Source organism: Nonomuraea sediminis (assembly GCF_018531495.1).
GTDB classification, from domain to species: Bacteria; Actinomycetota; Actinomycetes; order Streptosporangiales; family Streptosporangiaceae; genus Nonomuraea; species Nonomuraea sediminis.
In genome coordinates, this window is the sequence record NZ_JAHDTI010000021.1 from 80,984 (window position 1) to 103,216 (window position 22,233).

The 22,233-nt window shown below is 70.3% G+C and carries 28 protein-coding genes; 17 read left to right on the forward strand and 11 right to left on the reverse strand.

The genetic code is table 11. From position 1 onward, the window contains the following. The first annotated feature begins 2 nt into the window (after positions 1-2). The 7 genes from KIK09_RS52355 to pqqE all read left to right on the forward strand — a co-directional run bounded on the left by KIK09_RS52355 (position 3) and on the right by pqqE (position 5,050). Positions 3-824 carry a RecB family exonuclease gene (locus KIK09_RS52355; RefSeq protein ID WP_214327195.1) on the forward strand — a complete coding sequence of 274 codons (822 nt, stop codon included), beginning with the start codon at positions 3-5 and terminating at the stop codon, positions 822-824. 10 nt (positions 825-834) lie between these two features. Beyond that, positions 835-2,004: an MFS transporter gene (locus KIK09_RS52360; RefSeq protein ID WP_214327106.1), complete on the forward strand. Its 1,170-nt coding sequence runs from the start codon at positions 835-837 to the stop codon at positions 2,002-2,004. 118 nt (positions 2,005-2,122) lie between these two features. Beyond that, positions 2,123-2,278, forward strand: coding sequence for a hypothetical protein (locus KIK09_RS52365; RefSeq protein ID WP_214327107.1), 156 nt, complete (start codon positions 2,123-2,125; stop codon positions 2,276-2,278). Positions 2,279-2,287: 9 nt separating this feature from the next. Beyond that, positions 2,288-3,088, forward strand: coding sequence for a pyrroloquinoline quinone biosynthesis protein PqqB (gene pqqB / locus KIK09_RS52370; protein WP_214327108.1), 801 nt, complete (start codon positions 2,288-2,290; stop codon positions 3,086-3,088). Next, the gene (gene pqqC / locus KIK09_RS52375) at positions 3,085-3,756 is read left to right on the forward strand and encodes a pyrroloquinoline-quinone synthase PqqC (RefSeq protein WP_214327109.1); all 672 of its coding nucleotides are present in this window, start codon (positions 3,085-3,087) and stop codon (positions 3,754-3,756) included. Before pqqB ends, pqqC begins: the two co-directional genes overlap by 4 nt. Next, positions 3,753-3,992, forward strand: coding sequence for a pyrroloquinoline quinone biosynthesis peptide chaperone PqqD (gene pqqD, locus KIK09_RS52380; protein ID WP_214327110.1), 240 nt, complete (start codon positions 3,753-3,755; stop codon positions 3,990-3,992). Before pqqC ends, pqqD begins: the two co-directional genes overlap by 4 nt. After that, positions 3,989-5,050, forward strand: coding sequence for a pyrroloquinoline quinone biosynthesis protein PqqE (gene pqqE, locus KIK09_RS52385; RefSeq protein WP_214327111.1), 1,062 nt, complete (start codon positions 3,989-3,991; stop codon positions 5,048-5,050). The genes pqqD and pqqE overlap by 4 nt, the downstream gene beginning before the upstream one ends. Here pqqE and KIK09_RS52390 read toward each other — a convergent pair. Both KIK09_RS52390 and KIK09_RS52395 read right to left on the reverse strand, forming a co-directional pair. Further along, on the reverse strand, positions 4,986-5,915 hold the full coding sequence (locus KIK09_RS52390) for an oxygenase MpaB family protein (protein ID WP_214327112.1): 930 nt from the start codon (positions 5,913-5,915) through the stop codon (positions 4,986-4,988). The genes pqqE and KIK09_RS52390 overlap by 65 nt on opposite strands. Positions 5,916-5,928: 13 nt before the next feature. After that, on the reverse strand, positions 5,929-6,819 hold the full coding sequence (locus tag KIK09_RS52395) for an alpha/beta fold hydrolase (protein ID WP_214327113.1): 891 nt from the start codon (positions 6,817-6,819) through the stop codon (positions 5,929-5,931). 82 nt (positions 6,820-6,901) lie between these two features. Here KIK09_RS52395 and KIK09_RS52400 point away from each other — a divergent pair, with 82 nt between their 5' ends. Beyond that, complete coding sequence (locus KIK09_RS52400) at positions 6,902-7,471, forward strand: GNAT family N-acetyltransferase (RefSeq protein ID WP_214327114.1); 570 nt, start codon at positions 6,902-6,904, stop codon at positions 7,469-7,471. Positions 7,472-7,516: 45 nt separating this feature from the next. Here the strand turns inward: KIK09_RS52400 and KIK09_RS52405 are convergent, their stop codons facing one another. Next, positions 7,517-9,352 carry a DEAD/DEAH box helicase gene (locus KIK09_RS52405; RefSeq protein ID WP_214327115.1) on the reverse strand — a complete coding sequence of 612 codons (1,836 nt, stop codon included), beginning with the start codon at positions 9,350-9,352 and terminating at the stop codon, positions 7,517-7,519. 309 nt (positions 9,353-9,661) lie between these two features. Here KIK09_RS52405 and KIK09_RS52410 point away from each other — a divergent pair, with 309 nt between their 5' ends. From KIK09_RS52410 to KIK09_RS52425, 4 genes are all read left to right on the forward strand, one after another. Further along, positions 9,662-10,306 (forward strand): ferritin-like fold-containing protein, encoded by a 645-nt coding sequence (locus KIK09_RS52410; protein ID WP_214327116.1) that lies wholly within the window; start codon positions 9,662-9,664, stop codon positions 10,304-10,306. Between the two features lie 61 nt (positions 10,307-10,367). Next, positions 10,368-10,709: a VOC family protein gene (locus KIK09_RS52415; RefSeq protein WP_214327117.1), complete on the forward strand. Its 342-nt coding sequence runs from the start codon at positions 10,368-10,370 to the stop codon at positions 10,707-10,709. Beyond that, on the forward strand, positions 10,697-11,047 hold the full coding sequence (locus tag KIK09_RS52420) for an ArsR/SmtB family transcription factor (RefSeq protein WP_214327118.1): 351 nt from the start codon (positions 10,697-10,699) through the stop codon (positions 11,045-11,047). Before KIK09_RS52415 ends, KIK09_RS52420 begins: the two co-directional genes overlap by 13 nt. 38 nt (positions 11,048-11,085) lie before the next feature. Then, positions 11,086-11,340: an SRPBCC family protein gene (locus tag KIK09_RS52425; RefSeq protein ID WP_214327119.1), complete on the forward strand. Its 255-nt coding sequence runs from the start codon at positions 11,086-11,088 to the stop codon at positions 11,338-11,340. A 73-nt stretch (positions 11,341-11,413) separates the two neighbouring features. Here KIK09_RS52425 and KIK09_RS52430 read toward each other — a convergent pair whose 3' ends face one another. The 5 genes from KIK09_RS52430 to ligD (KIK09_RS52450) all read right to left on the reverse strand — a co-directional run bounded on the left by KIK09_RS52430 (position 11,414) and on the right by ligD (KIK09_RS52450) (position 14,448). Beyond that, positions 11,414-11,644, reverse strand: a complete 231-nt coding sequence (locus tag KIK09_RS52430; protein ID WP_214327120.1) for a DUF3107 domain-containing protein — start codon at positions 11,642-11,644, stop codon at positions 11,414-11,416. Positions 11,645-11,726: 82 nt separating this feature from the next. Next, complete coding sequence (locus KIK09_RS52435; protein WP_214327121.1) at positions 11,727-12,347, reverse strand: TetR/AcrR family transcriptional regulator; 621 nt, start codon at positions 12,345-12,347, stop codon at positions 11,727-11,729. Positions 12,348-12,412: 65 nt separating this feature from the next. Beyond that, on the reverse strand, positions 12,413-12,622 hold the full coding sequence (locus KIK09_RS52440; RefSeq protein ID WP_214327122.1) for a hypothetical protein: 210 nt from the start codon (positions 12,620-12,622) through the stop codon (positions 12,413-12,415). Positions 12,623-12,664: 42 nt separating this feature from the next. Next, a complete protein-coding gene (gene ligD, locus KIK09_RS52445; protein WP_308164814.1) occupies positions 12,665-13,537 on the reverse strand; it encodes a non-homologous end-joining DNA ligase in 873 nt (290 codons plus the stop codon). Beyond that, positions 13,534-14,448, reverse strand: a complete 915-nt coding sequence (gene ligD, locus KIK09_RS52450) for a non-homologous end-joining DNA ligase (protein WP_250575213.1) — start codon at positions 14,446-14,448, stop codon at positions 13,534-13,536. Before ligD (KIK09_RS52450) ends, ligD (KIK09_RS52445) begins: the two co-directional genes overlap by 4 nt. 48 nt (positions 14,449-14,496) lie before the next feature. Between ligD (KIK09_RS52450) and ku the strand changes: the two genes are divergently transcribed. Beyond that, the gene (gene ku / locus KIK09_RS52455; protein WP_214327124.1) at positions 14,497-15,345 is read left to right on the forward strand and encodes a non-homologous end joining protein Ku; all 849 of its coding nucleotides are present in this window, start codon (positions 14,497-14,499) and stop codon (positions 15,343-15,345) included. A gap of 492 nt (positions 15,346-15,837) precedes the next feature. Here ku and KIK09_RS52460 read toward each other — a convergent pair whose 3' ends face one another. From KIK09_RS52460 to KIK09_RS52470, 3 genes are all read right to left on the reverse strand, one after another. Beyond that, the gene (locus KIK09_RS52460; RefSeq protein ID WP_214327125.1) at positions 15,838-16,611 is read right to left on the reverse strand and encodes an SDR family oxidoreductase; all 774 of its coding nucleotides are present in this window, start codon (positions 16,609-16,611) and stop codon (positions 15,838-15,840) included. Positions 16,612-16,804: 193 nt separating this feature from the next. Continuing rightward, entirely contained in the window at positions 16,805-17,092 is a 288-nt protein-coding gene (locus tag KIK09_RS52465) for a hypothetical protein (protein ID WP_214327126.1), read from the reverse strand. A gap of 518 nt (positions 17,093-17,610) precedes the next feature. Continuing rightward, positions 17,611-17,901 (reverse strand): hypothetical protein, encoded by a 291-nt coding sequence (locus tag KIK09_RS52470; RefSeq protein ID WP_214327127.1) that lies wholly within the window; start codon positions 17,899-17,901, stop codon positions 17,611-17,613. A gap of 208 nt (positions 17,902-18,109) precedes the next feature. On the opposite strand from KIK09_RS52470, the gene KIK09_RS52475 reads away from it, so the two are divergent. From KIK09_RS52475 to KIK09_RS52490, 4 genes are read left to right on the forward strand one after another with little or no spacing between them, the layout of a single operon-like run. Next, positions 18,110-19,006: an alpha/beta fold hydrolase gene (locus tag KIK09_RS52475; RefSeq protein ID WP_214327128.1), complete on the forward strand. Its 897-nt coding sequence runs from the start codon at positions 18,110-18,112 to the stop codon at positions 19,004-19,006. 41 nt (positions 19,007-19,047) lie between these two features. Next, positions 19,048-20,229 (forward strand): adenylyltransferase/sulfurtransferase MoeZ, encoded by a 1,182-nt coding sequence (gene moeZ, locus KIK09_RS52480; RefSeq protein ID WP_214327129.1) that lies wholly within the window; start codon positions 19,048-19,050, stop codon positions 20,227-20,229. A gap of 19 nt (positions 20,230-20,248) precedes the next feature. After that, positions 20,249-20,968 carry a hypothetical protein gene (locus KIK09_RS52485; RefSeq protein ID WP_214327130.1) on the forward strand — a complete coding sequence of 240 codons (720 nt, stop codon included), beginning with the start codon at positions 20,249-20,251 and terminating at the stop codon, positions 20,966-20,968. Then, a complete protein-coding gene (locus KIK09_RS52490) occupies positions 20,962-22,164 on the forward strand; it encodes a S8 family serine peptidase (RefSeq protein WP_214327131.1) in 1,203 nt (400 codons plus the stop codon). Before KIK09_RS52485 ends, KIK09_RS52490 begins: the two co-directional genes overlap by 7 nt. Positions 22,165-22,233 lie beyond the last annotated feature (69 nt).

Below are 22,233 nucleotides of genomic sequence, written 5' to 3' on the forward strand. Positions count from 1 at the left end.
GGATGCCGCGGCGGCTCTACTCCTGCACGCCGTCGCGGTTGAACAGCTGGCTCGACTGCCGGCGCCGCTACCGGTTCACCTACCTCGACCGGCCGCAGCCGCCCAAGGGCGCGCCGTGGGCGCACAACAGCGTGGGCGCCAGCGTGCACAACGCGCTGGCGGGCTGGTGGCGCGAGCCGTACGAGAAGCGCACGCCGGCGATGGCGGGCATCCTGCTGACCAACGGGTGGATCACCGAGGGGTTCAGGGACGCCGAGCAGTCGGGGCAGTGGCTGGCGCGCGCCCGCGAGCTGGTCTCCGGCTACGTCGCGACGCTGGATCCCAGCGACGACCCGGTCGGCGTGGAGCGCACGGTCGCCACCCGCACCAAGGTCATCGCCGTGTCCGGGCGCATCGACCGGCTCGACCGGCGCGGTGATGAGCTGGTCGTGGTCGACTACAAGACAGGGCGGCGCCCGCTCACCCAGGACGACGCGCGCTCCTCGCTCGCGCTGGCCATCTACGCGATCGCGGCGTCCCGGATGATGCGCACGCCCTGTCACGCCGTCGAGCTGCACCACCTGCCCACCGGCGAGATCGTGGAGTGGCGGCACACCGACGAGTCGCTCGGCCGCCACCTGCGCCGCGCCGAGGACGTGGCCGTCGAGGCCGCCGCCGCCGACGAGCGCTACCGCGAGGCGGCGCCCGGCGGCCCGCCCGAGCTCGACGAGGTGTTCGCGCCGAACCCTGGCCCGTTCTGCTCCTGGTGCGACTTCCGCCGGCACTGCCCGGAAGGGCGGCAGGCGGCGCCCGATCGCCGATCATGGGACGGGCTGGCCGACTAGAGTCGGGCATATGCCCGTCCTTCAGCGCATCCCGGCCACGGTGGCGCTGGGGGCGTTGTTCAACCCGCTGAACTCCTCGATGATCGCGGTCGCGCTGGTGCCGATCGCGGCAGAGTTCCACGTCGGGATCGTCGCCGTGACCTGGCTGGCCGCGGGGTTCTACCTCACGGCCGTGCTCGCGCCGCCCGTGATGGGCATGCTGGCCGACAGGATCGGCCCGAAGGCGGTCTTCATCGGCGGGCTCGCCCTGATCGGCGTGACCGGCGCGCTGGCGGCCCTGGCGCCCGGGTTCGGGTGGCTGGTGGCGATGCGGCTGCTGCAGGCGTTCGGCACGTGTGCCACGTTTCCCGCGGGGATGGCGATCGTGCGGGCGGCCATCCCCGGGCCCGACGGCAGGCCGCCGCCGAGGCTGATCGCGGTCATCTCGATGGTGCTGACCTCGAGCGCCGCCGCCGGGCCCGTGCTCGGCGGGCTGCTGGTCACGATCTGGGGATGGCGCGCGGTCTTCCTGGTGAACGTGCCGCTGTCGCTGCTGGCCATGACGCTGGGCTGGAAGTGGCTGCCGCGCGTGGCGGCGGACGGGCGGCGCGAGCGTCGCCTGCCCAGGCCGAAGGCCGCGCTGCTCGGCACCTGCGGGCAGAACGCGCTCGTCAACGTCGTCTTCTACCTGGCCTTCATCGGGGTGCCGCTGTGGGCGCAGCACGTGGCGGGCGTGTCCGCCGGCGTGGCGGGGCTGCTGGTGCTGCCGATGGCGGCGCTGGCCGTACTGGCGATGCCGGCCGCCGTCGCGGTCGCCGCCAGGTCCGGGCTGCGGATCGTGCTGGTCGTGGCCGCGCTGCTGATGGCGGGCGGGTCGGCGGCGATGTTCGCGGTGGGTCCCGTGGGCATCGTGCTCGTGGCCACCGCGCTGCTCGGGCTGGGGGCGGCCTTCAACCAGTTCGGGCTCAACTCGCTGGTCTACGTGCACTCCGACCGGCGCGACACCGGATCTGCGGTGGGGCTGTTCCAGGCGTCGCGGTTCGTCGGCGCGGGGGTGGCCGCGCCGGTGACGGGGCTGCTCTTCGGGGCGGGAGTGACGGATGGTGGCTGGGCGATGGCCGCCATCTCCGTGGTCGTCCTGGCCGCCAGCTTCGTGCTGCCGGTAAAGACATCGGATGAAGAGTCCCCAATGAGTGGCTAGGGTCCACTAGAGAGCGAAGTTTCCGGAAATAGATCGGATCTAAGGATTGACGACTGCCCCTGCCGGCAGTCATATCGTCAGTAACTCGTTGTTCTGACGGAAGGCAGGTGCATCGCGCATGGCTCAGCCCAAGGACCCGGGCAGGAAGCAGCCCCCCAGGACCCACGCCAAGAAGGTCAGGACCCGCGGTGAGGCCACGACCTGGCACAAGCCCGACTACCAGGTCGTCGAGGCGTCGATGGAGATGTCCGCGTACTTCCTCGCCACGCGGTAAGCCGGCGTCGTGCGCCTGCAGGTGCTCGGCACCGCCGCGGGCGGCGGCGTCCCCCAGTGGAACTGCGCGTGCCCCGGCTGCACCGGGGCGCGTGCCAACCCGGGGTGGCGCCGGCGTCACGCCAGCATCGCCGTACAGCGCGAGGACGGCTGCGTCCTCGTCAACGCCACGCCCGACGTCGCCGACCAGATCGCGGAGTGCGCCTGGTTCGCGCCCGGCCGCGGGATCGCGCCGCGCGTGGTGCTCACCGACGCCGAGCTCGACCACACCATCGGCCTGCTGCGATTGCGCGAGGCCGCCGCGCTCGAGGTCTTCTCCACCCCGGAGGTACGGCGGGCCCTGCATCCCTTCGCCACCCTCCTCCGCCCCTACACCACGCTGACCTGGCACGACCTCGACGACGCGATCCCGCTGTCGGACAAGCGACCCCGCTACGCCCGCCAGGACCCGCCCGCCCCCGGTTGGGTCTCGGCCGCCCGCTTCCGCGAAGGCTCCCGCAGCGTGGTGTACGCGCCCGCGATGGGCGTCTGGAGCCCACTGATCGAGGACGCCGACTGCGTGATCGTGGACGGCACCTTCTGGGACGACGAGGAGCCGCGCCGTACCGGGATCTCCACCAGGACGGCCACCGAGATGGGCCACCTGCCGATCGAGGCCACCATGAAGCGCCTGGCCCGGCTGCCCGGCCGCTGCCTCTACACCCACCTCAACAACACCAACCCCCTCGTCGACCCGGCCGCCGAGCAGCACCAGGTGCTGGCCGAGCTGGGTCTCGAGGTGGCCGCGGACGGGATGGTGATCGAGCTGTGACCCCCTTCGAGGCCGAGTTGCGTGCCGTACCGCAGCGGCACTACCACCACCTGCACCCGTTCAACCTGCGCATGCACGCGGGCGAGCTGGGCAAGGAGGAGCTGCGGACCTGGGTACTCAACCGCTTCCACTACCAGCGGCACATCCCGGTCAAGGACGCGCACATCCTCGCCAAGCTGGAGACGCCCGAACTGCGCAGGATGTGGCTGCGCCGCATCCAGGACCACGACGGCACCCAGCCCGGCGAGGGCGGCATCGAGCGCTGGCTGCGGCTGGGCGAGGCCGCGGGCATCGACAGGGAGCGCCTGCTGTCGGGCGAGGAGGTGCTGCCCGGGGTGCGGATGGCGGTCGACGGCTACGTCAACCTGTGCCGCAACGGCTCGGTCCTCGAGGCGGTCGCCGCCTCGCTGACCGAGCTGTTCGCCCCCGACCTCATGCGCACCCGCATCGCCGCCTTCGACAAGCACTATCCGTGGATCGACCCCGAGGGCCTGCGCTACTTCCAGATCCGCGTCGGGCAGGGGCGCCAGGACAGCGGCGAGGCTCTGGCGCTGGTCCTTGACTGGGCGCGCGACCGTGCCGACCAGCGGCGGGCCGTCGAGGCTCTGCGCTTCAAGTGCGAGGTGCTCTGGGCGCTGCTCGACGCCGTGGCGGGAGCGCGCCGATGACCTGGCGGCCCGCCCTCGCGCCCTCCGCGATGCTGCGCCACGACCCGGTACGGCAGGCGGAGCTGCTCATCGTGCCGGAGCGGATCGTCGTGCTGAACGAGGAGGCCGCGGCCATCGTCGCCCTGTGCGACGGCACGCGGACCGCGCAGGAGATCGTGGCCGAGTTCCCCGGCGAGGTCGCCGGCGACGTGGTGGAGTTCCTCGACAGGGTGCGCGGCGAGGGGTGGCTGCGGTGAAACCGCCCTGGGCCATGCTGGCCGAGCTCACCCACGGCTGCCCGCTGCGCTGCCCCTACTGCTCCAACCCCACCGAGCTGGTGGCCAGAGCCGGCGAGCTCGGCACCGGCGAGTGGCGCGAGGTCTTCCGCCAGGCGGGCGAGCTTGGCGTCGTGCACGCTCACCTGTCGGGCGGCGAGCCGCTGCTGCGGCGGGACCTGGCGGAGATCGTCGAGGCCGTCACGGCGGCCGGTATCTACAGCCAGCTCGTCACCAGCGGCCTCAGCCTGACCGCCAGGCGCCTGGACACGCTGGCCGAGGCCGGGCTGCGCAGCGTCCAGCTGTCCGTACAGGCCGCCTCGCCTGAAGTCTCGGACAAGATCGCCGGGGTCAGGTCGTTCGAGGCCAAGCGGAAGGCGGCGGCCGTGATCGTGGCGGCCGGGCTGCCGCTCGGGCTCAACGTCGTGCTCCACCAGCACAACCTGGACGCCGTCGAGGACGTCATCGAGCTGGGCATCGCCTGGGGTGCCGAGCGGATCGAACTGGCCAACACCCAGTTCTACGGGTGGGGGCTGGCCAACAGGGACGCGCTGCTGCCCACGCGCGAGCAGCTGGCCCGCGCCGAGGCATCAGTCACGAAATTTCGAGAGAAAACGGATGTCGAGCTCATCTGGGTGATCCCCGATTACTTCGACGGGATCCCCAAGCCGTGCATGGGCGGCTGGGGCGCGATCTCGCTCACCGTGGCGCCCGACGGCCGCGTGCTGCCCTGCCCGGCCGCCTACGACCTGCCGCTGGAGCTGCCCAGCGTCAAGGAGCACTCGCTGGCCTGGATCTGGGCGCAATCGCCTGCCTTCAACGCCTACCGCGGCACCGGCTGGATGCCCGAGCCCTGCTCCAGCTGCCCGCGCAAGAGCCTGGACTTCGGCGGCTGCCGGTGCCAGGCCTACGCGCTGACCGGGGACGCCGGCCGTACCGATCCCGCCTGCCGGCTGTCGCCGGACCACGGGCTGCTCACGCGGCTGAGCGGTGGTGGGGAGTTCGTCTATCGCCACCAGGCCAGCGGCGCGGGTCGGTGAGCCCCTTGAGCCCCTTGCTCACGTCGTAGCCCGCCGCGCCGAGGCGTTGGCGTGCGCGGGCCAGCATGTCCCTGGTCGAGGGCATGAACGCGCGGTCGTGGACCGGCTCGGGCAGCGAGTTCATGGTCAGCCGGAAGGCCTTGAGCGCCGCGGTCACCGTGGCCTTGGGCACTTCGGGCAGCACGCCGTACATCCGCCTGGCCCAGTCGGGCAGGGTGTAGTAGCACAGCGCGCCGAAGGGGAAGTAGGCCGGTTTGCCCGGCGACAGCAGGCGCAGCTCCTGCGGCAGGCGCGGCCACAGCAGGAACCTGACGGTCGCCGCGGCCTCCGGCGTGACCTGGAGGCTGGGCCGCGCCTGCTTGAAGTAGGCGTCCATCTCGGCCAGCGACCCGGGCACGTCCTCCAGGTGCAGGCCCACGTAGGTGGCGCTCTTGCGCTGCTCGCGCAGGTAGCGGTCGGCCTGGCGCTCGGTGATGCCGAGCCCGCCCCGCCTGGCCACCTCCAGGTAGGAGGAGACCTCCGCGCAGTGGACCCACAGCAGCAACTCGGGGTCGTCCACGCGGTAGGTGCGGCCCTCGCTCTGGATGCGCAGCTGCCGGTGGATGCCGCGCACGCGCCGGCCGATCTCGTCGGCGTCTTCAGGGCTGCCGAACGTGACGCGCCCCACGAAGTCCGCGGTACGGCGCAGCCGCCCGAACGGGTCCTCCTGGAAGTTGGAGTTCTGCCAGACGCCACGCATCGCCAGCGGGTGGAGGGCCTGCAGCATCAGGCCCCTGACGCCGCCGATCCACATGGCGCGGTCGAGGTGCACCTGCCAGGTGACGCTCTGCGGGGGCTGGACGACGATCTCTTCGATGGTCGGCATAGTAAGTAGATAATTACACGCTATTGGGCCGGATGTCCAAGGAGCGCTTCTCCGCCGCGTTCCAGAACCTGACCAGCGTCTGCGCCGTGGTCTCCGGCGCCTCGACCGCGGGGGAGTGGACCGCGCCCGGCACCACCATGACCTCCGCGCCCAGCCGGTTGGCCATCTCGCTCTGCACCACCGGCGGCCAGCCGTCGTCGTGCTCGCCGAACAGCACCAGCGTGGGCACCTCGATCTGGCGCAGCTCGTCGGTGCGGTCGTGCATCGTCAGCACCTGCTCGGCCATCGTGGCCAGGCCCGTCGCTGAGTTGGCGAGCAGCCGCTTGCGCAGGAACGCCACGATGTCGTCGGGCACGCCGTTGGCCAGCGCCTCCGGCTCGAACCTGGTGTGCCACAGGTGCTCCAGGCCCAGCCGGGGGAGCTCCTGCACGATCTTGACGCCGTTCTCGGCGCGCGGGCCGACGATCGCGGCCGGGCCCGAGCTCATCAGCGTGAACGAGGCGAACTTGGTGCGCCCGTCGATGACCGCCTCGCGCGCCACCAGCCCGCCGAAGGAGTGGCCGACCAGGTGCGCCGCCTCGCCGCCGCCGACCAGCTGGGCCAGCAGGTCCACATCGGCGCCCAGCGCCGCGCAGGTGTAGGCCTCGGGATCGTCGGGACCCGGCGTCTCGTACTGGCCGCGCAGGTCGATCGCCAGCACCCGGCGGCCGGACTGGGCCAGGGTCTGCAGCACCGCGATGAAGTCTTCCTTGCTGCCGGTCAGGCCCGGCACCAGGATCGCCGGCAGGCGCTCCACCACGCCGCTGACCGGCAGCGCCTCCAGGGCCGCGAACGTGCCCTGGGGCGTCTCCAGCCTGCGGGGGGCGACGCCAGGAGGCAGGTTCAGGAATTGCGGCGTACTCACGTGGGGCAACAATACCCAGAGGTCAGAGCCTCGACACCGGCGAACACAGTACGCTGGTGCAGTTCTGGGAAGATGCGCGCTTATGACCGAGCTTGACATCCGTCCCGCCACATCGTGGCCCGACGTGGAAGCCGTCTTCGGTCCGCAGGGGGCGCACGGCGGCTGCTGGTGCCTGTGGTTCCGCGCCACGGGCGCGCACTTCCGCGAGCTCAAGGGAGAAGGCGCCCGAGACCGGCTGCGCGCGCTCGTCGACGCCCCCGGCCCCGCGCCAGGAGTGCTCGCCTTCCTCGACGGCGCCCCGGTCGGCTGGTGCGCGGTCGCGCCCCGTGAGGATCACCTACGGCTGGCCAAGTCGCCCGCCATGAAGCCGCTCGACGCCGCCGAACCCGGGGTATGGGCCGTGACCTGTTTCTACGTGACCCGTTCTGGACGCGGGAAGGGCATTCCCGTGGCGCTGCTTTCGGGGGCCGTGGACTACGCGGCCTCGTGCGGGGCCAGGGCGGTCGAGGGCTATCCGATCGACACCGACCGCAAGCTGATGGCCGCCGAGCTCTACCACGGCTGGCGCGCGCTCTTCGACGCGGCCGGGTTCCGCGAGGTGGCCCGGCGCACGCCGACCAGGCCCGTCATGCGAAGGGACCTGCGGGCATGAAGAAGGGCGCGCGCCGGTCGACGGCGCGCGCCCTTCTTCATCGAGCTAGGCCCGGCGGCGAGCGCCGCCGCCGCCTCCACCGCCACCGCCACTGGGACGGGGACGGCGGCGCTGCTGCTGCCGTTCGCTGGCGGCGGAGGGGGCGATGTCGTCCTCGTCCGTGGCCAGGTCGGGCGACTGGAAGATCACCGTGAACGCGTTCGGCGGGACGATGCGCTCCGGCTCCCTGCGCACCACCGGCGGCGGCGTGACCAGGAAGCTCGGCTCCTGCTCGACCTCGTGGTCGGAGTAGTCCACCGGCTGCGGCTCGGCCGCCCTGACCCGCGTCTTCGCCGCGGGCTTGGTCTCGACGACCGCGGGCTCGGGGGCGAGCTCGGGCTGCTCGACGACCGGGGCCGCGGTGCGGCGGGTACGGCGCGCCCGGGGCGCCTCGGCCTCGGGGGCGAGGACGTCGGTCGTGGCCAGGGCGCTCTCGATGGCGTCCGTCGCGGCGCCGCGACGGGTCCGGCGGGCGCGGGCGGTCGCCGCGGGCGCGGCGGCTGCCTCGATCTCGTCGGCGGTGATGATGGCGGGGGTCTCCTCACTGCTGCTCATCTGCTCGACCTCCGGCGTCTCGACGGAATCGGCGGGCTGGCCGCCACGGGTGCGGCGGCGCTGGCGAGGCGCGCGGGGCGGACGCTCTCGCTCCTCGCGGCGGCCCCGGGTGCGGGACCGGCCGGTCTCGCCCAGGTCCTCGATCTGTTCGGCCGACAGGCCCGCCCGGGAGCGGCTGGCGTGCGGCAGCACGCCCTTGGTGCCCTCGGCGATGCCCAGCTCGGTGTAGACGTGCGGCGAGGAGGAGTAGGTCTCCTCCGGCTCGGCGAACTCGAGCCCGAGCATCTGGTTGATCATCTTCCAGCGCGTCAGCTGCTCCCACTCGACGAAGGTGACCGAGATGCCCGTCTTGCCCGCCCGGCCGGTGCGGCCGATGCGGTGGACGTAGGTCTTGTCCTCGGTGGGTGCGTCGTAGTTGACCACGTGGGTGACGTCGTCGATGTCGATGCCGCGGGCCGCGACGTCGGTGGCGACGAGCACGTCGATCTTGCCGTTGCGGAACGCGCGCAGCGCCTGCTCCCGCTGGCCCTGGCCGAGGTCGCCGTGGACGGCCGCGACCGCGAAGCCGCGGGTGTCGAGCTGCTCGGCGACCATGTCACAGGCCCGCTTGGTCTCGCAGAAGACCATCGTGAGACCGCGGCCCTGGGCCTGCAGGATGCGGGCCAGGAGCTCGATCTTGTCCATGCGGTGCACACGCCAGACGAACTGGCGCACCTGCGGGGTGATCTCGGCCTCGTCCACGTCGCTGTTCTCTGCGCGCACGTGCGTGGGCCGGTTGAGGTACTTCCTGGACAGCGCGACGATCTCGCCCGGCATCGTGGCCGAGAACAGCATCGTCTGCCGCTCTTCGGGGATGAGCTTGAAGATGCGCTCGATGTCGGGCAGGAAGCCCAGGTCGAGCATGCGGTCGGCCTCGTCGAGCACCAGCGAGGTGATCTGCGACAGGTCGAGGTGCTTCTGCTTGACCAGGTCGAGCAGGCGTCCGGGGGTGCCGACGATCACGTCGACGCCGGCCTTGAGCGACTCGATCTGCGGCTCGTAGGCGCGCCCGCCGTAGACGGTCAGGACGCGGGAGCCGAGCTTGCCCGCGGCGGTGACCAGGTCCTCGGAGACCTGGACGGCGAGCTCGCGGGTCGGGACGATGACCAGTCCGCGCGGCTTCTTGCGGTTCTTGCGCGGCTTGCCGATGCTCTGCAGCATCGCGATGCCGAACGCGTAGGTCTTGCCGGTGCCCGTGCGCGCCTGGCCGATCAGGTCCTGGCCGCTCAGCGCGAGCGGGAGTGCCATCTCCTGGATGGGGAACGGTGTGACGATGCCCTCGGTCTCGAGGGCATCAGCGATCTCTGGTGTGACTCCGAGGTCTCGGAAAGTCGTCAGCGTGGCCTGCCTCAGTCTCAAATGAAGGCGGACCTGCCGGGACCAGCGTCGAAACCGGGGTCAGCCCTCTCCAGTCATTAGCGACCGCGGCCCGGGGAGCGGGGACATCGGGAGGAATCCCCCGAAATAACACAGTGCGGTCGCACTTTCACAGAGCAGTGTACTCGATAGCACAACGCCAGCCGAGTTTCGCGTTGTTCCCGAAGTACGCTGCCAATCATGGATGAGTCCCCTGGTGTCGTCGATCTCCTCGGTGTTCTGGCCTATGCGGAACTGAGCGCGTTCCTGCAGATGGCCGGTGACGCGTCCCGGTTCGCACCCACGGTCGGTGACCGGGCTGCCCTCGGCGAGCTGGCCGTGGCCGAGTACGCGCACTTCAGGCTGCTGCGCGACAGGTTGTCCGCAATGGGCGCCGACCCGGAGGCGGCGATGTCCCCGTTCGTCGAGGCGTTCGACGCCTGGCACACCCAGACCGCGCCGGCCGACTGGTTGCAGGCGCTCGTCAAGGCCTACGTCGGGGTCGGCATCGCGCTCGACTTCTACCGCGAGGCCGCCAGGCATATCGACCCGTCGCTCGGCGACCTGGTCGACGAGGTGCTGGCCGAAGAGGACCGCTCGGAGTTCGTGGTCGAGCGGGTCAGGGCCGCGATCGAGGCGGATCCCGCGGCGGGAGGGAAGCTCGCGCTGTGGGCGCGACGGCTGGTCGGCGAAGGCCTGAGCCAGGCCCAGCGGGTGGCGGCTGCCCGCCCCGAGCTGGCCACGCTGCTGGTGGAGAAGGCCGCCAACGACCAGGCGGAGATCTCCCGGCTGTTCGCCCGGCTGACGGAGGAGCACGGCAAGCGCATGGCCGCCCTCGGCATCTGAAGCGTTAGTTGACACTTACGAAAGTCGCCACTAACGTTAGTGGCGACGAAAGGAGCATGCCATGGGTCGTCCAGTAGTGTTCTTCGACATCGCCACCACCGACGCGGCGCAGCTTTTCGGCTTCTACAAGGAGCTGTTCGACTGGAAGATCGATGCCGACAACCCCATGGGGTACGGCATGGCCGACACGGGAGGCCTGCCGGGCGGCATCGGCACGGCGCAGGAGGGCGCCGCGAAGGGAGTCAGCATCGTGGTCGACGTCGACGACGTGCCCGCCTACCTCGCCAGGGCCGAGGCGCTCGGCGGGAAGACCGTGGTCCCGCCGTACGACATCGAGGGGACCGGCACGCTGGCCGAGTGCACCGACCCGCAGGGCAATCGGATAGGACTGTGGAAGAGATAGACCCCGACTCGATCGACAACGCCATCAAGGCCATCTCGGAGCCGCGGCGCAGGGCCATCCTCAAGCTGGTGGCCCACCAGGAGCTGCCCGCGGGACGGATCGCCGAGCACTTCGAGGTGACCAGGCCCGCCATCTCCCAGCACCTTCAGGTGCTGAAGGAAGCGGGTCTGGTCATCGAGCGGCGCGAGGGGACGAAACGGTTGTACCGTGCCAGGCATGAGGGCCTCGCGCCGCTACGGCAGTTCCTTGACGAGATGTGGGCCGAATCACTGGACTTCGCGCGCCGTATTGCGGAGGGTGAGCGCGGACTGTCCGACCACCGAGCAGAAGCGGGATGACGTCGCCCGTCCCCGGCGCGCCCGGGGCTGCACCATCCGTGGTTGAGCCGATCCGCCGCTCGGTGACGGTCCGCAGCGATCGCGACCACGTCTTCGACGCCTTCGTGCGGGAGATCGGCCAGTGGTGGCCCACCCACCCGCTGTCCATCGGCGGCGGCGAGCGCGTCGTCAAGGTGCTCGTCGAGGAGCGCCTGGACGGGCGCGTCTACGAGGTGTGGGACGACCTACGAGGAGGGGTACAGCGGAGGCTGGGCCATGGTGCTCGACAGGTTCGCCGGGCATTGCGAGCATAAGCCTCACACCCGGTAGCAGGACGCCGTGCCAGGGGTACGGCGCGGCTCGCCGTACCCCCTCGCGGAGGGCGACCTAGAGGGTGCCGCCGAAGCCGACCGGCCTGTTCTCGTCTTCGCCGATCTCGATGAAGCCGAGGGATGCCGTGGGGACGATCACGCGCCGGCCCTTGGTGTCGCTCAGGGCGAAGACGCCGCTGTCGACGGCGAGCGCCTGCCTGACTGCCTCCTCGACCTGCTCGGGGCTCAGGTCGGTCTCGATGATGAGCTCTCGGTGCACGGACCGTACGCCGATCTTGACTTCCATGCTGTTCCCTTTCGACGGGCTCGATCCCATGGTCGCCCCTGAACAGCGCAAACGAGTGGATGATCGCGCCAAGCGAACGGGGTTACGCCGTACGCGGAAAACCGCTGATGCCGCGCCAGGCGAGTCTGGCCATGAGCTGCTCGGCGGCGTCCTTGGGGATCGAGTCGTGCTGGGTGACCCAGTAGCGGGCGCTGACCTCGGCCATCCCGACCAGTCCGACACCCAGCAGGTGGGCCTCGTCGCTGGTGCAGCCGGTGTCCTCCTGGATCACCGCGCTGACCATCTCGGCGCACTCGCGCAACGCGCGCTCCACCCGCTGGCGGACCGGCGCCACGTTGCGCAGATCGGACTCGAAGACGAGGCGGAAGGCCTCGCCCTGGCTGGAGACGAAGTCGAAGAAGGCGCTGAAGGTGGCCTGCACCCGCAGCTTGTTCTCGTGGGTGGAGGCCAGTGCCTCGCGGCAGCGGTTGACCATGTCGTCGACGTGCAGGTCGAGCAGCGCGAGGTAGAGCTCAAGTTTGCCGGGGAAGTGCTGGTACAGCACCGGCTTGCTGACGCCTGCACGGTCGGCGATCTCGTCCATGGCGGCGGCGTGGTAGCCGTTCTCCACGAACACTTCCTGCGCCGCGCTCAGCAGTTGCCTGCGGCGGGCTAGACGGGGCAGCCTGGTGCCCCGGGGCTTGGCGTCCGGGGTGGCGGTCATGCCCCCTCCTTCGTCGGGCTCGTACGGGCTCGGTTGGGACATCCTATGGGTGGGTCGCCGTCACCTCACCGGTAGTCGTCGTCATCGTCGAGGCTGACGACCCGGTCCTGGTCAGCGGCGTCTGCGGGATCGACGTCGAGCGGGAACTCCCGCCGGAGGGCGCCGTCCTGCTCACGCAGCTGACGGGCCTGTTCGGCGGCGTCGGCCTCGGATGCCTCGATGGGCATCTCCTGCTCGTCGAAGTCGAAGGGGCGCTCGTCCCCGCGTACGTCCATCTCCGACATCTCAGTCCCCCTCCACGTGTGGACGGCTCCAGCCTACGCCTGACTGAAAAGGTCGCCGTGCTTGTCCACTCTGGCCAGCACGTCGGGTGCGGTGAAGACGAGGTCTTCTGGAGTCCTGCACGCTTCCACCTCTTCCCACAGCAGCGGCGTCGACACCGTGGGACGGTGCCTGGCACGCAGCGAGTAGGGCGCCACGGTGGTTTTGGCCGGGTTGTTCTGGCTCCAGTCGATGAACACCTTGCCCGGCCTGGCCGACTTCGTCATCACGCTGACCACGTGCCGCGGGTGGTCCTTGGCCAAGCGCTGGGCCAGCTCCTTGGCGTACACGGAGGGCTCCTGCCCGCCGTCCCAGCGCGTGTACAGCTGCATGCCCTTGTTGCCGCTCGTCTTGGGCACGGCCGTCAGGCCGTCGTCCTCGAGCAGGCCGCGCAGCAGCTGCGCCACCTGGCAGCACTCCACGATCGTGGCGGGCGCGCCGGGGTCCAGGTCGAACACGAGCAGGTCGGGCGGCTCGGCCTGGCCGTCGTCGGAGACCCGCCACTGCGGCACGTGCAGCTCGAGCGCGGCCAGGTTGGCGTAGTACACCAGCGAGGGCAGGTCCTCCACCACGGCGAAGTCGATGGTGTCCCGGTTCTTGCCGCTGCCGGGCACGGGCAGCCGCACGCGCCTGACCCAGGCGGGCGTGTGGCCGGGCGCGTTCTTCTCGAAGAAGTACGCGCCGTCCACCCCGTTGGGGTAGCGCTTGACCGTCAGCGGCCTGCCCTTCAGATGCGGCAGCAGCACCGGGGCGATGCGCGAGTAGTAGTCGATGACCTCGGCCTTGGTGAAGCCGACCTCGGGGTAGAGCACCTTGCCGAGATTGCTGAGCGTCAGCTCGCGCCCGTCCACCTTCACCGGGACCTTCACAGCCGCACCTCCGCCGGGATCTTGTCGGGCCGCAGACCGCGCCAGACGGGATGGCGCAGGCGCAGTTCGTCCGTCCACATCGTGTAGGCCACCTCCCCGACCAGGTCGGGTCTAACCCAATGGTTACGCCAGGGCACGTCGTTGGCGAAGGGGCTGCGCGCGATCTCCATCGGGCGCAGCACCGCGTACAGCTCTTCCAGCGTCACCTCGGTGAACCCGGTCCCGACGTGGCCCACGTACGTCAGGCCCGCCTCGGTGAACACGCCCATGATCAGCGAGCCGATCCCGCCCGCGCGCCTGCCCTTGCCCGCCTTCCAGCCGCCGACGACGATCTCCCTGGTGCTCAGGTTCTTCACCTTGATCCACCACGGCGACCGCACGCCGGGGCGGTAGGGGGAGTCGAGCCGCTTGGCGACCACCCCCTCGAGGCCCTGCTCATGGGTCGCGCTGAGCAGGTCGGACTCTCCAGGGAAGTACGGCGGGGCCCCGATGTCGAGCTCGTCGAGCAGGCTCCTGCGATCGCGGTAGGACAGGTCGAACAGGGGAGTGCCGTCGAGGTAGAGCAGGTCGAAGGGGAAGTAGGTGACCGGGTAGAGCTCCAGCATGCCGGGCTCGGGGTCGGTCAGGTGCATCCTGCGCTGCAGGCGTTCGAAACTGGGCCTGCCCCGCTGGTCGAGTGCGACGACCTCGCCATCCAGCACCGCATTCTTCACCCCGAACCCCGAAATTTCGGGATAACGGCGGGTGTATTCGGTTCCGTGGCGTCCTGTCACCCTGAGGCCGTTGTCGATGTGGACCAAAGCCCTGATGCCATCCCACTTGACCTCGAGTCCGTAACGATCACGATCTATGGGTAGTTCCCCAGGTACGGCCAGCATTGGCTCTACCGGGTATGGCATTGGTTGGCCCATGAGGGGTATGTGCCCAATTGGTGTGCCGACGACAGCAGAGGAGTCCCCATGCGCAGCATCTGGAAGGGTGCGATCTCCTTTGGGTTGGTCACCATCCCCGTCAAGCTGTACTCGGCCACCGAGCAGAAGGACGTCACCTTCCACCAGGTCCACCGCGAGGACGGCGGCAGGATCCGCTACAAGCGCGTGTGCACGCTGGACGGCGAGGAGGTCCCCTACAGCGACATCGCCAAGGGCTACGAACTGGCCACCGGCGAGATCGTCGTGCTCACCGACGAGGACTTCGAGGACCTGCCGCTGAGCACGTCCCGCCGGATCGACGTGCTCCAGTTCACCCCCGCCGAGGAGATCGACCCGATCTACTTCGCCAAGTCCTACTTCCTGGAGCCCGACGGGCAGGGGGCCAAGCCGTACGTCCTGCTCCGCAACGCCCTGGAGTCCTCCGGGCAGGTGGCCGTGGTCAAGGTGGCGCTGCGGCAGCGCGAGTCGCTGGCCACGCTGCGGGTGCGTGACGGGGTGTTCGTGCTGGAGACGATGCTCTGGCCCGACGAGATCCGCGTGCCCGACTTCGCCTTCCTGGAGGAGGACATCGAGGTCAGGCCGCAGGAACTGCAGATGGCCGAGTCGCTCATCCAGACGATGGAGGGGGAGTTCGACCCGACCGAGTACCACGACGCCTACCGCGAGGCGCTGCAGCAGGTGATCGAGGCCAAGGTGGAGGGCAGGGAGGTCATCGCGCCTCCCGGTGGCGAGGAGGAGGCGGGTCCCGCCGTCGACCTCATGGCCGCCCTGCGCGCCAGCGTCGAGGCCGCCAAACGCGAACGCTCCGGCGAACCCCCCAAGGCCGAAAAGAAACCCGCCAAAGAATCCAAACGCAAACCCCGCAAAACCGCCTAAACCCCACGGTGTGGCGCTTTCGTGCGCTGCCACCCGACACTCCCGTAGTGCGGTGCGGTGCGGCGCGCACCCCCGCACACCGGCGCTCACGAGCGCGCCCGCCCGCCCCGGGCAGCGCGCCCGCGGCACGCTTTCACGTGTCCGAGTGCGCCCACGCAACCTCGCGCTTCCGGCGGTGCGTCACCACGCACTCCCCGCGCGCCGCGCGTCCACGCGACGTCGCGCTTTCGTAGGCGCGGCGCCCTCGCCGCACGACCCGCGCGAGTCGACCCGCGCCGCGCGAGACGACGCGCCTTCACGTGAGCGTGTTCGCTCACGCGGCGGCGCGTCACCACGCATCCCCGGCGGGTCGTGCGGCGGCGGGCTCCCTCGTGACCGTGCGGCTCGATACGGCCGCGCGTGAGTGTATGGGTGGCGTCTCGCAACGCGTTCCCCGTAGGGCGTGCGTCTCACGTGGGTGGGCCGCATGTGAGTGCGTGATGCGGTCCGGGGCTAGTGGGTGGGGGTGTTGAGGCGTTCGGTGAGGAAGGATTCCCAGGTTCGGGGGGCTGTGGTGGTGCCGGTCAGGGAGAGGTTCTCGCCTGCGCGGTAGGCCTTGCCGATTTTGCCGGGGACCCGGATGGGGAGGGTGGGGCGGCGCTTGCCGAGGGCGTGGAGGTAGCCACGGGCCAGGTCCGCCAGGCCGTACACCGTGGGGCCCGCGATGTCGGGGACGAGGCCGGCGGGGGTGCCGAGGGCGAGTTCGACGAGGCGTTCCGCGACGTCGCGAGCGTCGACAGGCTGGAAGCGGATGCCGCCGGGCGACGGGATGAACGGCATCCTGGCCATCGCGCGGACCGCGTTGAGTGCGAAGTCGTGGAACTGCGCGGCCCGCAGGATCGTCCAGGGGATCCCGGAGTCGGCGACGGCCCGCTCGGCGCCGTGCTTGGCGCGGAAGTAGCCGATCGGCATGCGGTCCGCGCCGATGACCGAGATGTACACCAGGTGCCGCACCCCGGCGGCCGAGGCGGCGCGCACCAGGTTGGCGGTCGCCACGTCGTCGCCCTTGGCGCCGCCCGCCAGGTGCAGCACGATGTCGGCGCCCGCGACCGCGGGCTCGATGCCCTCGCCCTTCAGCAGGTCGACGGCGAAGTAGCGGACGCCGTCGCGCGGCTCGCGGGCGGAGCGGCTCAGCACCCGCACCTCGTTGCCGGCCTCGCGCAGCAGGGGGACGACGAGGCGTCCGAGAGTGCCCGTGCCACCGGTGACCAGGATCGTCGCGCTCATGACTTGCTCCAGTTCGTAGCGTGCTTCTACTGCCCTGACGCCTCCCGGACTGGGTTTGTGACAGCGTGCCGGTGGGCGGCCATACCCGGTCGGGTATGGCCGCTTTCCCGAACGTCAAGCCGCACATAAGAAAAGGGAGTGGCAGGGGGCTTCGTGGGTGAAGCCCCCTGCCACTATTGGCTGTCCGGTCTATTTACCAGAAGAAGTTCCTGGTGCGGACACAGCCACGCTCACGGTGGATGTGCCAGCCGCTCCAGACGCGGAAGCGTCCGTGAACCTCGTTCTCGTAGTGGCCCCTCTTGACGCCTCCCGCAGGGCCGAGGAAGACGCAGCGCCCTCCGCGCCCGTTCCAGACATCCATCGCCGAGCCGCTGCTGACGGCGCTGGCGTGGGCGGTGGTGACGGTTCCGAGGCCGACGATGCCGCTCGCCAGCGCGGTGCTGAGAGCCGCGGCCGCGAGCGTTCTGTTGAGATTGAACATGATGTGCTTCCCCTTGACGGTCTCTTGCACTTCAGGCGCTTGTGCCGGAATTGTCGGCGAAGGGCCTGGGATTGCTCTTTCGCCTAGAGCCTTCCTGGTTGTCAGAATTGCCGACCATTCATGATCATAAACGGCATTCAGCAGGCTTTTGCTGTCCACTAACCCGCTGATTGCATTTATTGGGGTGCTATTTGAGCATTTAGCAGTATTTATCCGTAAATGTCCGCAATTCGCGGTGCCGGAAAAGCGGCGAAAACACGACAACGCCGCGGAACCTTCGAGGTTCCGCGGCGACGGGGTCGCTAAGGCGAGGCGGGTGCTACCACTTCCAGTCGCGCAACCGCGGCCAGTGGAGGTGGTGGTGCCGGAAGAAGCGGTGGCAACCGGTGAGGTGCTGGCCCTTCCAGGTGTTCACGTGTGGTCGTGGTCGCTCTGGCGCCAGGCGGCGCTCGCCCCGACTTGAACAGTTGGGGCGAGCCGGCGCCCTCAGTGACGCGAACGGATCATCCTGTCTGGCCCTACTTCTTGGTGCCCATGCTGGTGGTGGTCTTGGTCGTGGAGGTCTTGGCCTTCTTCTTGGCCTTGAAGAAGTTGACCCGGACCCTGGCCCTGCAGTGCTTGAAGGCGGGGAAGTGCGGCCAGATCTTCCCCGGGTGCGCCTTGGGCCAGTGGGGCCACCTGGGCGGATGGGGCTTCGCGGCGTCGGCGCTGGCTGAGGTCGTGTTCACGGCTTCTGTCATAGCCAGGCCGCCGGCGGCCATGGCGACAGTGAGAATGCCCGTGGCGAGCGCGGTTCTGAGCTTGGACATTTGTGCTTCCCCCTTGAGCGGTTCTGCAGCACTTCGGGTGAGCTGCCCTCGATGACGCAATCGGGGTCATCTTGCCTGGCCTTATTGCCGGGAGTTTGTGGCGATAAACGGCAATTCGCCCCTTTTAGTATCTATTTATCCACTCCATGCTGATCTTTGTGGATATGTGCGGATTTGTCCGAAAGGTCGGGGCGGATATCGTGGAGAGATGGAGCAGCCGATTCCCCACTGGCCCGGGCGGATGGTCGGTCCCGTTCACGTCCGGTCCACCCCTGAAGGCCCCGCAGACCAGGCGGTCTTCGTGCACGGCCTGGCCGGCGCGGCCACCAACTGGACCGACCTGATGGACGAGCTCAAGGACGAGGTCACCGGCCACGCCGTCGACCTGCCGGGCAACGGGCGCTCGCCCGCGCCGCAGGACGGCGACTACTCCGTCGCCGCGCACGCAAGAGCCGTGATCGGGCTGCTCGAGGAGACCGGACCCGCGCACCTGTTCGGCAACTCGCTGGGCGGCGCCGTGTCCGTGGCGGTCGCGGCCACCAGGCCCGACCTGGTGCGCTCGCTGACGCTCATCTCGCCGGCGCTGCCGGACCTGCTGCCGAGGTACGGCCCGGCCCGGGTGGCGGCCGCGGCCGCGCCACGCCTGGGGGAGTGGGTGTCGGCCAAGCTCCGCCTCATCCCGGCCGAGCAGCGGGTCAACGCCTCGTACTCGATGATCTTCGCCGACACCACCCGCGTCCATCCCGACCGGCTCCGCGAGGCGGTGGAGGAGCTGCGCCGCAGGGACGGCCTGCCGTACGCGGGAGCGGCGATGATCGGATCGGCCAGGGGGATCGTCACCGAGTACTTCCGGCGCGGCGAGCGGAACCTGTGGCGGCTGGCGGCCAAGGTCGAGGCGCCCACGCTGATCATCCACGGCAGGCACGACAGGCTCGTCCGTCCCGCCATGGCCGCGAAGGCCGGCCGTACGTTCAGGCAGGTCAGGCTCGTGTGGCTGCCGAACGCCGGGCACGTGGCGATGATGGAGCAGCCGCGCGTGGTGGCCGCCGAGGCCCGCCGTCTGATCAGTGAGACGCGATTGGGGAATGCCCCACTGGCCAGCTAGGTTGCATCTTGCAAAGACCCCTGAAATGGGAGCGTAGAACCGTGTCCTTGCCACCCCTGGTCGAGCCGGCCGACGAGCTGACCGTCGACGAAGTGCGCCGTTACTCGCGCCATCTGATCATCCCCGACGTGGGGATGGCCGGGCAGAAACGGCTCAAGAACGCCAAGGTGCTCGTGGTCGGCGCCGGTGGCCTGGGCTCGCCCGCGCTGATGTACCTGGCCGCGGCGGGCATCGGCACGCTGGGCATCATCGACTTCGACGTGGTCGACGAGTCGAACCTGCAGCGCCAGATCATCCACGGCCAGTCCGACGTGGGCCGGCTGAAGGCTGAGAGCGCCGCCGCCTCGGTCCGCGAGATCAACCCGCTGGTCGAGGTCATCATCCACAACACGGCGCTGACGACAGAGAACGTGATGGAGATCTTCTCCGGTTACGACCTGATCGTCGACGGCACCGACAACTTCGCCACCCGCTACATGGTCAACGACGCGGCCGTGCTGCTCGGCAAGCCGTACGTGTGGGGGTCGATCTACCGCTTCGACGGGCAGGCCAGCGTGTTCTGGGCCGAGCACGGCCCCTGCTACCGCTGCCTCTACCCCGAGCCCCCGCCTCCCGGCATGGTCCCCAGCTGCGCCGAGGGCGGCGTGCTCGGCGTGCTGTGCGCCTCGATCGGCTCCATCCAGGTCAACGAGGCCATCAAGGTGCTGACCGGCATCGGTGACCCGCTGGTCGGGCGGCTGATGATCTACGACGCCCTGGAGATGAAGTACCGCGACGTCAAGGTCCGCAAGGACCCCGAGTGCGTGCTGTGCGGCAAGAACCCGACCGTCACCGAGCTGCTCGAGGACTACGAGGCGTTCTGCGGCACGATCTCCGACGAGGCCGCCCAGGCCGCCACCGGCTCCACGATCACCGCGCAGGAGCTCAAGGCCATGCAGGACAACGACGAGAACATCTTCCTCGTCGACGTCCGCGAGCCCAACGAGTACGAGATCGTCTCGATCCCCGGCGCCACGCTGATCCCCAAGGGCGAGTTCCTCAACGGTTCCGCGCTGGAGAAGCTGCCCCAGGACAAGCGCATCGTCCTGCACTGCAAGTCGGGCGCGCGCTCGGCCGAGGCGCTGGCGGTCGTCAAGTCGGCCGGCTTCTCCGACGCCGTCCACGTCGGCGGCGGCGTGCTCAGCTGGGTCAAGACGGTGGATCCGAGCCTGCCCACCTACTGACGCGCATTAGTGTCGGTGTGTGGACGATGCCCGCGCCTGGCCCGCCCTCGCGGCGGCCTCCGTGCTCACCGTGCTGTGCGCGGTGGTCGCGGGGGTCTCGGCCAGTGCGGCGGGCTCGGAGCTGACCAGGGGCCCCAGCACCGCTGAACTGCACGCGGCGGCCAAACGCGAGGTCGCCGCGCGCTGGCGCACCTGGGCGGCCGGCCGGATCTTCCCCGCCAGCCTGCCCTACTCGGCCGAGCAGGGCGGCCAGGAGCGGGCCAGCCGCATCGGCATCTCGCCGCGCACCGACTGCGCGGCCGCGGTCGACGCCAAGGCCGCCAAGGCGCTGCGCAAGGCCGGCTGCCGTGCGGTACTGCGGGCCACCTACATCGACGCCCTGCAGGGCGTCCTCGTCACCGTGGGCGTCGTGGCGCTGCCCGACGAGCTGGACGCCGTCCGGGCCAAGAGCGCCTTCCCCGAGTCGGGCGGTCCCGTACCCGGCCTGCGCCCGCTCCCCTTCAGCGGCACGGTCGCCGACCGCTTCACCGACCCCGTACGGCAGGCAGGAACGGTACGGCAGGCCGGCCCCTACCTCGTGCTGACCACCGCCGGCCAGGTCGACGGCAGACCCGCCCGCGCGGTGGGCGAGCAGCGTCCGACCATCTTCGCCTTCGCCGGGGAGATCTCCGAGCGCGTCCTGGCGGACCTGAGCACGCCACGGATGCCCGACTGCACCGCCGAGGAGTGGCGATGCTGAGGCGGGTCGCCGCCCTGGCGCTCGGCCTGGCGGTCACCACCGCCGCGGCAGCGCCCGCGCATGCCGACGACGTGCGCGGCGGGCAGCAGCCGGTCATCAAGACGCTCGCGCTCAACCAGGCGTGGCGGCTCAGCAAGGGCTCGGGCGTGCTGGTGGCCGTGCTCGACTCCGGCGTCGACCCGCGGCACCGCGATCTGGCCGGGTCGGTGACCGTGGGCAAGGACTTCACCGCGGGCGCCAACCCGCCGGGCGTGGCGCCGCGCCGCCTGCACGGGACGTACATGGCCTCGCTCATCGCGGGTCACGGCCACGGGTCAGGCGGGCGGCTGGGCATCATCGGGGTGGCGCCGCAGGCCAGGCTGCTGTCGGTGCGGGTGATCCTGGAGGACGAGGAGCCGGGCTTCCGCGAGTTCAACTCGGCCGAGCGCTTCGAGAACGTGGTGGCCAGGGGCATCAGGTACGCCGTCGACCACGGCGCCGGCGTGATCAACATGTCGATCTCCAAGGAACTGGCCACCAAGGAGGAGCGGGCGGCGATCCGCTACGCGATCTCCAAGGGCGTGGTGCTGGTGGCAGCCGCGGGCAACGACGGCGCCCGCAAGCCGGAAGCGGGCGGCTACGCCCCCTACTCCTACCCGGCCGCCTTCCCCGGCGTGGTCTCGGTGGGCGCGACCGACCGGCGGCTCAGGCGGGCCTCGTTCTCCAACTGGAACTCCTCGGTCCTGGTGGCCGCGCCCGGCGTCGACATCATGGGCGCGGGGCCCGGCGACGCCTACTGGGTGGGCCGCGGCACCTCGCAGGCGACCGCGCTGGTGTCGGGGGTCGCCGCCCTCATCAAGTCGAGGTATCCGGGCATGTCGCCGGCGCTGGTGGCCCAGGCGCTGACCGCGAGCGCCACCGACCGCCCGCCGGGCGGCTACGACATCGGCACCGGCTTCGGCGTGGTCAACGCCGCCAAGGCCCTGGCCGAGGCGGGCCGGCTGGCCAAGCACACCGAGACCGCGCAGGGTCCGCAGACGCAGGATCCCGGCAAGCCGATGGCGGGCGGCGCGGCCGTGCCGATCCCCGTGATCGTCCGTGACAGGGAGCGCGTGACGGTCTACGGAGCGACCGCCGCGGCCGCGGCCGTGGGCGCGCTGGCCTCCCTGACCCTCATGTTCGTGCTGGTCAGGCGCACGCGAAGGGGGCGGGGATGACAAGACGCATGATCTCCCTCCTTAGGGGGACGAACTAGACACGAAGCCGAACCCGGGAACGAGGCGGTG